Genomic DNA, 13906 nt, shown 5'->3' on the forward strand with positions numbered 1-13906 from the left:
AATGTTATAAACATAAGATGACGCGCTAAATAAAATATACTAACGTTTTTTACGACTAATTTTAAACGATTTCAATTCTTAACTAGTCGCACACCTTCCACATCCAGTTGTGAGTGTCTTCAACATCTCCAAGCTGAATGCCAAGAAGCTCATCGCGAAGCTCTTGCGTAAGAGCACCAACACCGCCGTCTGCAACCTTAAGATCGAATTCATCCGACTTAAATCTGCCGATTGGTGTAATGATTGCAGCAGTTCCGCAAGCAAGAACTTCCGTAACTTCGCCAGAACGAATGTCGTCAAGCAAGCCTTTAAGAGGAATCATGGTTTCAACAACATCATGACCCTTCTCTTTTGCAAGTTGAATAATAGAACGGCGAGTAACGCCTGGAAGAATGCTACCAGTCAAAGATGGAGTTTCCAAATGACCATCCTTGTGGAGCGCAAACATGTTCATGCCGCCAAGCTCTTCCAAATAAGTCTTAGTTGCAGCATCCACAAAGCAAACCTGCTCGCATCCGTGCTCAATACCCTTATATTCGCCAAGCAAAGAAGCAGCATAATTTCCGCCGCACTTAGCAAAACCAGTTCCACCAGGACCAGTACGGAACCATTGATCTTCTACCCAAATGCTAACAGGCTTTAAGCCGCCCTTAAAGTATGGGCCAGATGGAGAAGCAATTACGCAATACTCAACCTCGTGAGCTTCGCGAACACCAAGGAAAGGCTCGGAAGCAAACATAAATGGTCGCATATAAAGCGTGTATTCACGCCTGCTTGGAACCCACTCTTTATCTCGCTTAACTAAAGCTGCAACCGATCCAATAAAATCGTCAATAGAAAGATCCGGCAAATACAAACGCTTAGCAGAATTTTGGAATCGCGCAGCATTAATATCTGGGCGGAAAAGCCAAACAGAACCATCGGAACGCTTATAAGCCTTCAAGCCTTCAAAGCATTCTTGCGCGTAATGAAGAACAGATGCGCCTGGATCCATTTTTAACGGACCGTAAGGCTCAACGCGCCTATCAGACCAGCCTTCTCCCTTGGTCCAAGACATATGAACCATATTGTCGGAGAAAATCTGACCAAATGCTGGCTTATCAATAAGTTCGTTACGCTTAGCACTAGAAACTGGATTATCGTTAGGCAAAACGGTAAAGTTGCCAGCTAATTTGTTTAACAGAGCAGGATCGCTATGATCATAAGAATCGTAGGCATCCTTAAACTCTGGAGCGACTTCTAAATCGGCCATTATGTCTCTTTTCCTATTTGCAATTACTGTATTTGTGATTGCTTTATAATTAATGCATTGCAATTGCTTTTAATGCAATTAATGGTATAGATTAGTACGATTCTCAATTAACGCAAGCCCGTATACAAATATTTTTTATAGAAAAACAAGCATTTAGGCTAAAGATTTACGATTTGCAACAAAGAATTAACATAATATACGAAAAAATTAAATTCGCAGCGTAAGATTTGTGCCTCTGGTGGGACTCGAACCCACAAGCCCGTAAGGGCGTCAGATTTTAAGTCTGATGCGTATGCCAATTCCGCCACGGAGGCAACAGTCATTAATTATGCCATATAAAACAATTAAAAACAACTCAGCGTGTGGCGAGTGTTCTACGACCCAAATCTAGAGTGATTCCATCCAGCAATCCGTGCTCACTTGCAACAAAAGTTTCCAAGACGCCACCATGATCTTGATAGGCCTCTTTAGCAAGACGCTCAAGAACGCGACTTAGCACAACTGCACCTCCGCCAACAACATCAACTCTTCCAGGATGAATCGTTGCATACGTGCGGCGCCTCTCCCTAGACATATGCAAGAACCTATCGTTAACCGTATATGCCTGATCTAACGCGATTTTTACTCCATCAACAGCCTTATGATCATAATGCTTTAAGCCAATCGCAAGAGCTGCCATAGTTGTAACAGTACCCGAAACACCAATAATCGTGCGGGCTTTACCAGCCTTAACGTGCTTTAACGCTTCGTCTATATTCTTGTCAATATCTTTTATTGCGCAAGATATCTCTTCTTCGGTAGGCGGGTCCGTATGCAAATGACGCTCAGTCATGCGCACAGAACCAATGTTCATAGAATACGCAGAATCAACCTTATCTTCAGCAATATTTACGCCATCTCCGCCTAAAACAAGCTCTGTGGAGCCTCCGCCTAAATCAATAACAAGATAAGGCGCTTGCAAGTCTTTTCTAGAAACAACACTTGTTGCTCCCAAAAAACTCAAAGCAGCTTCTTCGGTTCCACTAATTACCTCTGGATGCACTCCAAGTTCTTCAAACATCATTTGTTCAAACACATCTCTGTTTAGAGCATCCCTTGTTGCAGAAGTTGCAACAAAACGAATAGCATCCACCTTATGCTCGCTAAGAACCTTAGCAAACTCTTTAGCAGCTTCTTTTACACGCTCTAATGCATCGGGCGCAAACATATGCGTTTCGTCAATTCCCTGCCCCAAGCGTACAACCCTAAGCATTCTAGGAACAACATCTTTCATGCCATTTTCATCAACTCTAGCAATTTTTAGACGAATCGAATTAGTTCCACAATCGATTGCAGCAACACAAACAGACTTGCTACATACGCCTTCTCGATTAACTTTTTTACAAACAAGATTTAGCGATTCTTCATCTTCATTTTGAGCATAGTCATTATCTTCCCAAGGAGTAGTGCATTTGCAAACTTTTGGACTAAACTCACTTGCGATTTTGTCTAAAACAATATCTCCAATAGGATTAACGCCTCTGCCCATAACAAGACTTTGAGCTAGCAAAGCATGCAAGCATTTAACACGAACTGGCATTCCGCCTGCACTCATGTTTTTAATATGCTCTTCGCTATCGTTTAATCGATTAGCTAACTCTTTGCGAAACTCTAAATACGCTTTATGCGCATATTCGTATTTTTTAGCAACTTCTTCGTTAGTGTTTAACAAATCATTGCATTCCTTCATAAAGCCTTGTGCTTCTAGGTGCGAAGCAGCTTTAACAGCCTCTGGACTTGTTAAATAGCATGTTGTAGGAAAAGGAGTTCCGTCTTCTAAGCATGGACGCGTAATAACAGCAAGTGGCCTACCACAAACGCATCTAGCGCCAACAGCAACCATGCCCCTTGGAAATCTTCCTAATTGACGCTTTACAATGTTTTTGTCTGCTTTATTTGCAGGATTCTCTAGTAGCGAACTCACTAATAACTTTGCGTTTAGGCCCATGTTACACTCCATATGCATTGCGCATCTTAAAATCGTATATAACTCTTATTGTTAAATTCTATCTAGTTTTATTACCATTATTACTATGTTTTTTGTTTGTTGATTTTTCATTATTACTTTTAGATTTATTAGACTTGCTTGTGCTATTGGAGTGATTATTTTGTTTGCCACTTTGCTTAGTGGTATTAATCTTAGAAGACTTGCTACTTTCATCATTTTCTTTAGCTTTAAAGCTCATATCGTCTGGCTTGTCTGCCTTGTGAAGCGCGTAAAACAAGTCACTATACCACGGCAACGCTTTTCTATCTTCGTACAAAGAATCATCCTTATTAAAGGATTCTGGAACAGAACCAGTAATCACCTCTGGATGCTCTACTCTAACAGCTTGCTCCCCTGGAAATATAAACCCCAATCTTTCCCTTGCTTGAGCTGCAACATACGCCTTGTCTTTCCAACGCTCTACATCGTTATTAAGAGCTTGCTTTTTATCTTTCAAAGCAGACTCATCCCTTTGCAAAGCGTGCAATTCTGCCAAACTTAAAGCATAGTTACGAATTGTTGATATAAGACCAATACAGCAAAGAAATACAACAACTATCATGGAAACAAATACGATTGAACCAGAAAACAGCTTCTTTTTTTGAGGCTGATTTGATTCGTCAACTGTATTTGCAGTCATGCGGCGATTTCTTAAAATCATACTTCTAAATTACTTTGAATATTCGACGTGACGCACACGCGCTTATAAGATTGCGGCCAGCAGCACAAGGCCACTGGCCGCAATCAACTCTTAGCTTTATTATTAGGCTTATTATTAAGCTGTAGTCTTTAGAGTTTTGACTTTAGATTACTCCATTTGAGCTTTGCTCAAAATCGTATCTGCAGAATGTTGCAATTTTTGCAACTCTTCTTGAGTCAAATCAAGCTGGCATTGCTTAACAATTCCTTCTCTACCAACAATTGCTGGGTAAGAAAGATAAGAATGGTATTCTTCGCGATAGTTAGAAACAGGCATTTGCTCTTTAGAATCCGAAAGAACTGCATCCACTAAACGAACTGCAGCAGCAGCAATACCGTAGTTTGTGTACTTCTTTCCGTAGAACACTGTAAATCCGCCTTCGCGAGTTTCCTCATCAATAGCGTCTAAATCCATGTTCTTTTCTTTAATAAGCTCTGTTATAGGCTGCTCAAAGACTTTAACTGTGGACCACGCAACAAATTGCGAATCACCATGCTCTCCTAAGCTATATCCCTTAACAGCCTTTGGATGCACGCCAAAGAACTTGCCTACTGCACGATGCAAGCGCGCAGAATCAAGCAAAGTGCCAGTTCCAATAATCTTTTCGTAAGGAAGACCAGTAGCTTCCTTGTAAAGCTGGCAAATAGCGTCGCAAGGATTAGTTATGTCAATCAAAACACCGTGGAATCCAGAAGCCTTAATCTTTGCACCAACTTCTGCAACTTCCTTACGATTATACTTAAGCTCTGCAAAACGATCTGGATGAGGAACATCCAAAAGCTTTATGTGACCCAAGGCGCTTACAATTACCTCTACGTCTTTTAATGCTTCATAATCATTAACCGTAATATTAACGTTAAAAGGCACATTATCCATTGAATCTTCAAAATCCAATGCGTCGGCATTCACTTTTGCCTCGTTTGTATCATAAAGATACAAATCATCAGCATGACCGCCAACAACAAGTTGATGCGCTACTGCTGCACCAACGTTTCCCATGCCTATAACTGCGACTTTTCTCATATGAAACATCTCCTTCCGTTTTTAGTTTTCCATAAAAAATAGCACTATTTTGATGAGAATGAAAGTAATTTTAGAAAAATTTATATATTTTTTCAAAAAATCGCTAAAATATACGAAAAACGGCCAATCGCATGAATGCGACTGGCCGAATTATGCTACAGTCTAGATCTTAAACAAGACTTACGTAGAACTTATAAAAGCTCTAGCATATTACTTCATATACTTCTTGCAAGCCTTGAATGCGCTGTAACCAGCATATTGAGCAGTAGAACCAAGCTCTTCTTCAATCTCAAGCAAGCGGTTGTACTTAGCAATACGCTCGCCACGAGCAGGAGCACCAGTCTTGATTTGGCCAGTGTTCTTAGCAACAGCAAGATCAGAAATGGTGGTATCTGGGGTTTCGCCAGAACGGTGGGAAACCATAGAAGTGAAGCCATTCTTGGTTGCAAGCTCAATAGCGTCGAGAGTCTCGGTAACGGAACCAATCTGGTTCAACTTTACGAGCAAGGAGTTAGCTGCTCCAAGCTCAATGCCCTTAGCCAAACGCTTTGGATTAGTAACGAGCAAGTCGTCACCAACGAATTGCAAACGATCGCCAAGACGCTTGGTGATTGCTGCCCAATCATCCCAGCCTTCTTCCTGGAATGGATCTTCGATAGAAACGATTGGATACTCGTTAATGAGCTTCTCGTAGTAATCAAGCATGTAAGCAGATTCGCGCTCTTCGCCGTCGAAACGATACTTGCCAGTTTCCTTGTTGTAGAACTCAGAAGAAGCAACGTCGAGGGAAATACCAATCTGCTTGCCCGGCTCGTAACCTGCAGCTTCGATTGCATCCATAATGTACTTCAAAGAATCTTCGTTGGACTTCATCTTTGGAGCGAAGCCACCTTCGTCGCCAAGACCAGTAGCCAAGCCTTCCTTCTTCAAAACGTTCTTTAAGGTGTGATAAACCTCAACGCCAGCGCGCAAAGCGTCGCTATAAGTAGCAAAACCGTATGGAGAAATCATGTATTCCTGAATATCGGTTGCAAAATCAGCGTGAGCACCACCGTTCATAATGTTCATGTTTGGAACTGGAAGAATGTGGCCATTTGTACCGCCAATGTAGCGATACAAAGGAAGCTCAGCAGACTCAGCAGCAGCATAAAGAGCAGCAAGAGAAACGCCAAGAATAGCGTTTGCGCCAAGCTTGCCCTTGTTTGGAGTGCCATCAAGCTCGATCATTGTTTCATCAAGAGCGCGCTGATCAGAGGCATCCATGCCAATAACCTTTGGAGCGATTACTTCGTTAACAGCCTTAACTGCTTCCAAAGTACCCTTGCCTTGGTAGCGAGACTTATCGCCATCGCGACGCTCCCAAGCTTCTGCCTCACCAGTTGAAGCACCAGAAGGAACTAAACCAATTCCTTGAGCGCCATCTTCGGTCTCCAAATAAACCTGAACAGTAGGATTTCCACGAGAATCCAAAATTTCGCGTGCATATACGCTTTCAATAGCTGCCACAACTACTCCTTATTTATCTGTTGGTTGTGTAACATATTTAAGATTAATGCGTTTTATGGACGTTATTTCGCAGCGTAAGTCGTTAAGCATACAAGACTATATAATCTAAGCTTTTGTTAATTTGTCCACACCTTTGTACAATAATAACAAACTGACACGGGGTGCAATTATTTGCTTGATTGTAATTGCTGAGATTATACCCGTCGAACCTGATATAGCTAGTACTATCGAAGGGAATGTCGAATGGTTAGCCATTGTAAGAGCATGCTAAAAAATGCATCTTCTTCACTACGTTTATGTGTGCCATGGCTTTCTACACTTGTCATACTTATTGGATGGTTTTTAGCTACACTTGGGCCTAAAGAGACTAGGCACATTCCATCACCTGCAGAAGTAATTAACGCTTTTCAAGAATTAAACTCAGAAGGTTTAATTTGGCCTTCGTTGGGAATTAGTTTTACAAGAGTTATTGCAGGATTATGTTTAGGAATGATAATTGCAGTTCCAGCAGGAGTTATTTCTGGTAGCACAAAGCTGGGCGACATTATTATTAACAAGCCTGGCCACATGCTACGGTCTGTTCCTTTTACTGCACTAGCACCTTTGCTTATTATTTTATTAGGCATTGGTGAGACTATGAAAATAGCTCTTATTGCTATAGGCGTATTTGGAACGTTCTACGTAAATATGAGGGATGGAGTTCGTAATATTGATCCCAAACTCTTGGAATTAGCTCGCGCATACAAAGTAAATAGCAAAACAGTATTTTTCACAATTCTTCTTCGAGGAGCGCTACCTAACTTTATGACTGCTTTGCGCTTTGCAATATCAGTGTCTTGGGTGGCATTGGTAACGTGTGAAACAGTCAACGCTTCAAAAGGAATTGGATATGTTCTTGCAAGATCACAAGAATTTTACAGACCAGATCAAATGCTGCTATGCATAGTTTTATACGCGATTGCAGGTCTACTTTCTGAAGGAATTGCAACACTTTTAGAAAAAATTTGCATGCCTGAGCGACGTTCATCCATCGTTAAAATCAAACAGAACTAAGAATATTAGCAAAATAATTAGGAGAATAAAATGGCTAAATTCGCATTATCTACAACAAGCAAGCGAGCATTAGCAGCTTTCTGCGCGCTTTGCACAGCAATCACCCTAGCATCATGCGGGAGCTCGAACAATAAAACACAAGCATCATCCGCAAAATCTTCCACAAATACTACTAAGCAAGTAAAAGAAGATACTGGAACTTTAAGAGTAGCATATTTGACTTCTGCAAATTATTTAACAACTCTTTCAAATAACACAAAGATGGCAGATAAGATCTTTGGTAAGGCAAAGGTTACATTTAGCGGGCCATATGTTCCTCCAGAAGCAAACACTGCAGTAACTTCTGGAAACGCAGACGTAACAACCACAGGATCTGGCCATTTTATTCATTTTATCTCCAAAGGCCAGCCATGGGTTGCTTATGCTATTAACTATTACAATGGAAACGCTCAAGGAATCGTAGCAGCACCAAATAGCGGAATCAAATCGCTTAAAGACTTATACGGAAAGAAGATTGGAATTATTGCTAAAGGTGGAAGTGGAGATTATATAATTCACAAAGCTTTTGAAAAAGCAGGACTTGACCCATCTAAAGTTCAAGAAGTAGAGATGAGTCCAAAGAACTTCCATGCAGCATTCACAACTGGTCAAGTTGACGCATTAGCAACCTTCGATCAGAACTTTGCTGCAGCTCTTGCAACTCCAGGATCAAAACTTCTAGTCACTGCAAAAGATTATGGAAATATTAACTTCGGAATCCAAGTTGCATCTGCTGAATTTGCTAAAAAGCACCCACAGTTATTAAAGAAAATGTATCGTGCTTTAGTAGAAGAAGGTAAAAGAGTTAAGAAGAAGCATTCGATTATTCTTGATATGTATAAGAAGTTTGGTGCATCCGATGAAACAATGAAAGAATTAGCTAAGTTTGACATTCCACAAATTCGACCAATGAATGCAGAAACTATGAAAATGCTTAAACAACAAGCTAAGGAATATGTTAAATACGGATTCATTAAAGAAGTTCCTGATTTCTCTAAAGCTGTAATCGACTGCAGCAAGTAAACGATTACTAATTGTAATTAGAATACGACTTTAGAATACGACTATGTTTAATAGCATTTTTCATAAGCGTAGCAATGTAGAAGTTTCCAAAGAATCTACTTGCAAATCGAATATTAACGATAGCGATTACTGCGTTAATATAGAGAATCTGGGCATTTCTTTCGCAAGTGCAAAAGATAAAAATACAGAAAATGATTTTGCAAATAATTCTTCTTTTGTATTGAAAAACATTACGATGAGAATTAAAAAGGGCGAATTTGTTTCGCTTATTGGTAGATCGGGATGCGGAAAAACTACGCTTTTGAAAATAATTTCAGGACTTCTAACTCCTAGCGAAGGCAGCATTCATGCCACAAGCCGTCAGGCTATTGGTTTTCAAGATGCACGATTAATACCGTGGCTTTCTGTAAACAAAAATGTTGTTTTTGGCATGGAAGGAAGTAAGCAAGATCTTAAGAATATTGCGCATTTAGCGCTTTGCCAAATGCAGCTTGTTGGTTACGATAATAAGTGGCCTTCTGAGCTTTCTGGAGGCCAGCAGCAGCGCGTATCTTTAGCAAGAGCTTTAGTTAGAAGTCCTGAATTATTGTTACTTGACGAGCCTTTTGGAGCTTTGGATGCTCTTACGCGTTTCGATATGCAAGATTTGCTCAATAATCTTCAAGCTAAATATGGCTGGACTACACTTATGGTTACGCATGATATTGCGGAAGCTGTAAGACTTTCTAACCGCATTCTTATGATAAAAGATGGCAAAATTGCTAAGCAATGGAACATTAATCGCGAAGATCTTGATGCTCAAAATCGCCCTGTAAATCATAGCGAAATCGAAGATGAACTTAGAGAAACTTTGCAATAAGTAACTCGAAAATAATGTGAATAAAGGCGACTGCAAAAATAGCGGCCGCCTTTATTTATAAACAACGCAATAATTCACCTTACCAAGCTAAATCTTCAAGAAGTTGGCGCACCCAATCGAGTATTTCGCGCTCACTCATTGCGCTAGTTCCAAGTGAAGATTCAAAAGGCGATGGAATAATAAGCGTATGAATAAGCGGACGATACTTAACTCCGCGGTAAATCCTTTGCAAACGCATCCACAATGATTCTTTTGGATCTAAACCAATAACACGAACCGATTTACCTTGAGAGCTAATTTGCGTAATACCAAGATCACGAGCCTTAAAACGCAAGCGAGCAACATCGCACAATATGCTAAACGCTTCAGGCGGCTCGCCAAAACGATCAAGCAACTCATCTCGCAACTCTTGTAAATCCTTATTATTGTTAGCGGAAGCAAGCTTACGGTACGCTTCTAAACGAAGCTTGTCGGAAGCAATATAATCAACTGGAAGAGAAGCTTCAACAGGCAAATCAATAGACGTGGAAATAGTTTCTTTATGCTCTGGCTCTTTGTATTTTTCAACAGCTTCACAAACCATTCGCACGTATAAATCAAATCCAACACCTTCAATGTGGCCACTTTGCGCATTGCCAAGCAAGTTTCCAGTGCCTCTAAGCTCCAAATCTTTCATAGCAACATCAAACCCAGATCCAAGAGCAGTATATTGAGCGATTGTTGCAAGCCTGTCGTGTGCTTGTTGAGTCATCGGCTTAGTAGGATCGTACAAAAAGTATGCGTACGCACGCTCACGACCTCTACCAACGCGCCCGCGCAATTGGTGAAGCTGGCTTAAGCCGAATCTGTCTGCATGATCCACAATAAGCGTATTAGCGTTAGAAATATCTAATCCCGTTTCAATAATCGTAGTGCAAACAAGAACGTCAATATCTCTATGCCAAAAATCACGAATAATAGTGTCAAGTTGCTTCTCACCCATTTTTCCGTGCGCAATCGCAACTCTAGCATCTGGAACAAGTTTTTGAATATTAGCCGCAACTTTACTAATATCTTCTACTCGATTATGCACGTAAAATACTTGACCACCTCTAAGCAGCTCTCGCTTAACACAAGCCGCCACTTGCGCGTCTTCGTAAGCTCCAACATAAGTCAAGACTGGCAAACGGTCTTCTGGAGGCGTAGCAAGAGTAGACATTTCGCGAATACCAGTAACAGCCATTTCAAGCGTTCGAGGAATTGGCGTTGCAGAAAGGCTAAGCACGTCTACGTTTGTGCGCAAAGCTTTCAAAGTCTCCTTGTGTTCAACACCAAAACGCTGCTCTTCGTCTATAATCACCAACCCTAAATCCTTGAATTTTATGTTTGGATTCAAAAGCTTATGCGTGCCAATAACAACATCAACTTCGCCCGATTCAAGGCCTTGAATAGTATTGTTAACCTCTTTTTCGCTTTGGAATCTACTCATTGCAGCAACAGTTACAGGGAATCCAGAAAAGCGATTAGTAAAAGTTTCGTAATGTTGTTGAACTAAAAGAGTTGTTGGCGCTAGAACAACCACTTGTTTGCCGTCTTGAACAGCCTTAAAAGCAGCGCGCACAGCAATCTCGGTTTTGCCAAAACCAACGTCTCCGCAAATCAGCCTATCCATTGGAATTGGCTTTTGCATATCTTGCTTAACTTCGTCAATAGTCGTAAGCTGATCTGGAGTTTCTTGGTATGGAAAATCGTCCTCAAGTTCTTTTTGCCATGGAGTGTCTGCGCTAAAAGCAAATCCGCTGCTAGATGCTCGTGCAGAATAAAGTTTAATCAAGTCTTGTGCAACTTCTTGAACAGCTTTTCGTGCTTTTTCTTTTGTAGCAGCCCAGTCAGCTCCTCCAAGCTTATTTAGCTTTGGAATTTCGGCACCAACATATTTGCTAACTAAATCAAGTTGATCTGTTGGAATAAAAAGCTTATCTGCAGGAGCATTGCGTTTACTTGGCGCGTACTCAATTTCCAAGTATTCGCGCGTAGCTTCTCCGTTTGAAGTTTTTACATTCCTCTGCCTCATGCCTATAAATTTGCCAATTCCATGCTGTTCGTGAACAACAAAATCTCCTGGCTTAAGGTCTAGAAGGTCGATTTCTTTTTTTCTACGCTTTGGCGACTTAAAACCACTTACAGAAGATGACTTTCCTGTTAAATCTCTTTCGCTAAGAATTGCGATTTTACTTTGCGTATCTATAAAACCGTCAACTATTTTCGATTGAACTGCCAAAAAATCAAATACGCCACTTGCGCGCACAGCTCGAGCAAGCCTTGCTAAAATTCCACTTGAAGCAGCGCTAATATAAACCTTGTATCCGTTAGAAATAAGACCAGATATTCCGCTAGAAATCTTCTCACTATCTCCTCTAAATTCTTGAGGAGATTTAATGCACAAGTCTAAATAGTTATTTTTTACGACTTTATTTTCGTTTTCTTCTTTAGAATCAACGGTTGCTTGCGATGTACTCGTTGAATCCATTGCAAAACTGTTTAAGTTAATTACTTGATGATTCTTATTTTCAAGATTTTCTAAAACGCTGCCAAAATCAAGAAAACTCGCTTTTTCGAATGTTATTGGAGCGCCAGCACCCTTACCAGACGCAGCAACATGCCAACTTGCAGCCAAAAACTCGTTTGCTGTTTTAACTAAATCGTTAGCTGCGCGCTTGCATTTTTCTAAGTCGGAAACCAAAATTATTGCGTTTTTATCAAGCAAATTTTCCACTGGTTCCATGTTGTCAACTAATGCTGGAATCAAAGACTCCATGCCCTCTACAGGTATTGCATTTGCGATTGATTCAAGCATATCTTGAGCATTTGGAATTTTACCAATCAAAGACTTCGCTCGTTTTTGAATATCTTTTGTAAGTTGCAATTCTCGGCAAGGTGTAGCCCAAACACTATTAATATTCTTCCCATAAGTGCGCTGATCAGATGCGTGGAATTGTTTGATTGCGTCAATCTCATCTCCAAAAAACTCAATACGCACAGGATGATCCATTGTTGGAGGAAAAACGTCTATAATTCCGCCTCGAACAGCAAATTCAGCGCGATTCATAACAAGTTCCACGCGATTATACGAGTTTTCAACAAGTCGCTTTGTAGCAAGCTCAATAGAAATCTCATTGCCACATTCAAAAACAAGCGGCTCTACGTTGCAAAGACCCTTAACAACTGGCTGAATAAGGGATCGAACTGGCATAACAAGAACGCGAATTGGGCTAAACATGCCGCTTTTGCCGCTTTTGCCATCTTCCCCACTTTGCGGATGCTTTAATCGCCTAAAAACCGCCATTCTGCTTGCTACAGTATCTGCTCTAGGAGAAAGACGCTCGTGCGGAAGAGTTTCCCAAGCTTCAAGATTAGCAATATCTTTAGGGTTCCCATTATAAAAATCGCGTATTGATTCAAGTGATTCTAAAGCATCTCTACCAGATGGAACTACTAAAACAACAGGCTTTTTAGTGGCCATTGCAGCAGCTACAGCAGCTCTAGCACCACTTGGACAATACACATTAAGAGGATTAGAAAAATCTTCTTCAAGCAAAGCTAAAGATTTAAACGAATCATTTTTCTTACAAATATCTTTAAGTATGCTTTCAAAAGAAGAATCAGAAATATTAAAATCTTTAGAATCTTTAGAATCTTTAGAATCTTTAGAATCTTTAGAATCTTTAGAATCTTTAGAATCTTTAGAATCTTTAGAATCTTTAGAATCTAGCATTTTGTTAGCAAAAGAATCATACTTATCTGCCATTAAAATGCTCCTGAGTGGCTGCAAGCCCGCGGAAAATCACACTTTCTACAGCATCTGCGCCATCTGCCAAAAAATTAGGAAGTTCAGATTTTTGCGCACCAGCAAATCCGCCCAAAACCCAATTAACAGTATTATCGTGAGCATGAGCACCACGCTGAGCATGCCCAACACCCATTCTTACGCGCGCATATTGCGGAGTTCCAAGACTGCGATCAATAGAACGAATACCGTTATGGCCTCCAGCAGAGCCTCCAGCTTTTACTTTAATGCGCCCAAAATCCAAATCCATATCGTCGTGAACAATCACAATATGATCCGTCTCAATTTGATAATAAGAGCTTATAGAAGATATTGCAGCTCCAGAATCGTTCATAAAAGTAAGCGGCTTAGCAAGGAAGAACTTTGCGGACTTACCGTCTAAATTCATAACTCCCTTGCCAAGTTTAGACAAGCCTTTATGGTCAGAAAAAGATATTGACCATCGCTCAGCAAGCAAATCCGCAACCATAAATCCCATATTATGACGAGTACCTTCGTACTTAGATCCAGGATTGCCAAGGCCAGCAATAAGCCAAAAATCTGAAGCCATAATTCACACCCAATCTTATAAACTCAACAACAAAACGGGCGTACCGATT

Annotated in this window: 10 protein-coding genes, 1 tRNA gene and 1 riboswitch; of the genes, 3 read left to right on the forward strand and 8 right to left on the reverse strand. The window is 40.6% G+C overall.

The annotated features are described in order from the left end of the window. Positions 1 to 82 precede the first annotated feature (82 nt). The 6 genes from MAF46_RS02655 to eno all read right to left on the reverse strand — a co-directional run bounded on the left by MAF46_RS02655 (position 83) and on the right by eno (position 6507). On the reverse strand, positions 83 to 1252 hold the full coding sequence (locus MAF46_RS02655) for a branched-chain amino acid aminotransferase (RefSeq protein WP_004130487.1): 1170 nt from the start codon (positions 1250 to 1252) through the stop codon (positions 83 to 85). A 230-nt stretch (positions 1253 to 1482) separates the two neighbouring features. After that, positions 1483 to 1566, reverse strand: a tRNA-Leu gene (locus MAF46_RS02660). A gap of 41 nt (positions 1567 to 1607) precedes the next feature. Then, positions 1608 to 3239: a DUF501 domain-containing protein gene (locus MAF46_RS02665; RefSeq protein WP_060785941.1), complete on the reverse strand. Its 1632-nt coding sequence runs from the start codon at positions 3237 to 3239 to the stop codon at positions 1608 to 1610. A 58-nt stretch (positions 3240 to 3297) separates the two neighbouring features. After that, positions 3298 to 3939 carry an FtsB family cell division protein gene (locus MAF46_RS02670; RefSeq protein WP_060785940.1) on the reverse strand — a complete coding sequence of 214 codons (642 nt, stop codon included), beginning with the start codon at positions 3937 to 3939 and terminating at the stop codon, positions 3298 to 3300. 147 nt (positions 3940 to 4086) lie between these two features. Continuing rightward, positions 4087 to 5001 carry an L-lactate dehydrogenase gene (locus tag MAF46_RS02675; protein WP_004130482.1) on the reverse strand — a complete coding sequence of 305 codons (915 nt, stop codon included), beginning with the start codon at positions 4999 to 5001 and terminating at the stop codon, positions 4087 to 4089. A gap of 210 nt (positions 5002 to 5211) precedes the next feature. Beyond that, positions 5212 to 6507, reverse strand: a complete 1296-nt coding sequence (gene eno, locus MAF46_RS02680; RefSeq protein ID WP_004111823.1) for a phosphopyruvate hydratase — start codon at positions 6505 to 6507, stop codon at positions 5212 to 5214. Between the two features lie 147 nt (positions 6508 to 6654). Further along, positions 6655 to 6761, forward strand: a riboswitch (TPP riboswitch). Positions 6762 to 6771: 10 nt separating this feature from the next. On the opposite strand from eno, the gene MAF46_RS02685 reads away from it, so the two are divergent. From MAF46_RS02685 to MAF46_RS02695, 3 genes are read left to right on the forward strand one after another with little or no spacing between them, the layout of a single operon-like run. Beyond that, entirely contained in the window at positions 6772 to 7560 is a 789-nt protein-coding gene (locus tag MAF46_RS02685; RefSeq protein WP_016800667.1) for an ABC transporter permease, read from the forward strand. A 30-nt stretch (positions 7561 to 7590) separates the two neighbouring features. Beyond that, complete coding sequence (locus MAF46_RS02690; protein ID WP_032839224.1) at positions 7591 to 8622, forward strand: ABC transporter substrate-binding protein; 1032 nt, start codon at positions 7591 to 7593, stop codon at positions 8620 to 8622. 43 nt (positions 8623 to 8665) lie between these two features. Then, positions 8666 to 9481 carry an ABC transporter ATP-binding protein gene (locus MAF46_RS02695; protein ID WP_060785939.1) on the forward strand — a complete coding sequence of 272 codons (816 nt, stop codon included), beginning with the start codon at positions 8666 to 8668 and terminating at the stop codon, positions 9479 to 9481. A gap of 79 nt (positions 9482 to 9560) precedes the next feature. Here MAF46_RS02695 and mfd read toward each other — a convergent pair whose 3' ends face one another. Beyond that, positions 9561 to 13268 (reverse strand): transcription-repair coupling factor, encoded by a 3708-nt coding sequence (gene mfd, locus MAF46_RS02700; protein ID WP_275883738.1) that lies wholly within the window; start codon positions 13266 to 13268, stop codon positions 9561 to 9563. Beyond that, complete coding sequence (gene pth / locus MAF46_RS02705; protein ID WP_016784905.1) at positions 13258 to 13857, reverse strand: aminoacyl-tRNA hydrolase; 600 nt, start codon at positions 13855 to 13857, stop codon at positions 13258 to 13260. The genes mfd and pth overlap by 11 nt, the downstream gene beginning before the upstream one ends. Positions 13858 to 13906 lie beyond the last annotated feature (49 nt).

It is taken from the genome of Gardnerella pickettii, from assembly GCF_029226345.1.
Taxonomy (GTDB): domain Bacteria; phylum Actinomycetota; class Actinomycetes; order Actinomycetales; family Bifidobacteriaceae; genus Bifidobacterium; species Bifidobacterium piotii.

What these genes read in the sequence shown, in the direction of transcription:
- MAF46_RS02655 (WP_004130487.1), bottom strand. Translation starts at nt 1,252, where the DNA reads ATGGCCGATTTAGAAGTCGCTCCAGAGTTTAAGGATGCCTACGATTCT.
- MAF46_RS02670 (WP_060785940.1), bottom strand. Translation starts at nt 3,939, where the DNA reads ATGATTTTAAGAAATCGCCGCATGACTGCAAATACAGTTGACGAATCA.
- MAF46_RS02685 (WP_016800667.1), top strand. Translation starts at nt 6,772, where the DNA reads ATGCTAAAAAATGCATCTTCTTCACTACGTTTATGTGTGCCATGGCTT.
- mfd (WP_275883738.1), bottom strand. Translation starts at nt 13,268, where the DNA reads ATGGCAGATAAGTATGATTCTTTTGCTAACAAAATGCTAGATTCTAAA.
- MAF46_RS02695 (WP_060785939.1), top strand. Translation starts at nt 8,666, where the DNA reads ATGTTTAATAGCATTTTTCATAAGCGTAGCAATGTAGAAGTTTCCAAA.
- MAF46_RS02690 (WP_032839224.1), top strand. Translation starts at nt 7,591, where the DNA reads ATGGCTAAATTCGCATTATCTACAACAAGCAAGCGAGCATTAGCAGCT.
- MAF46_RS02665 (WP_060785941.1), bottom strand. Translation starts at nt 3,239, where the DNA reads ATGGGCCTAAACGCAAAGTTATTAGTGAGTTCGCTACTAGAGAATCCT.
- MAF46_RS02675 (WP_004130482.1), bottom strand. Translation starts at nt 5,001, where the DNA reads ATGAGAAAAGTCGCAGTTATAGGCATGGGAAACGTTGGTGCAGCAGTA.
- pth (WP_016784905.1), bottom strand. Translation starts at nt 13,857, where the DNA reads ATGGCTTCAGATTTTTGGCTTATTGCTGGCCTTGGCAATCCTGGATCT.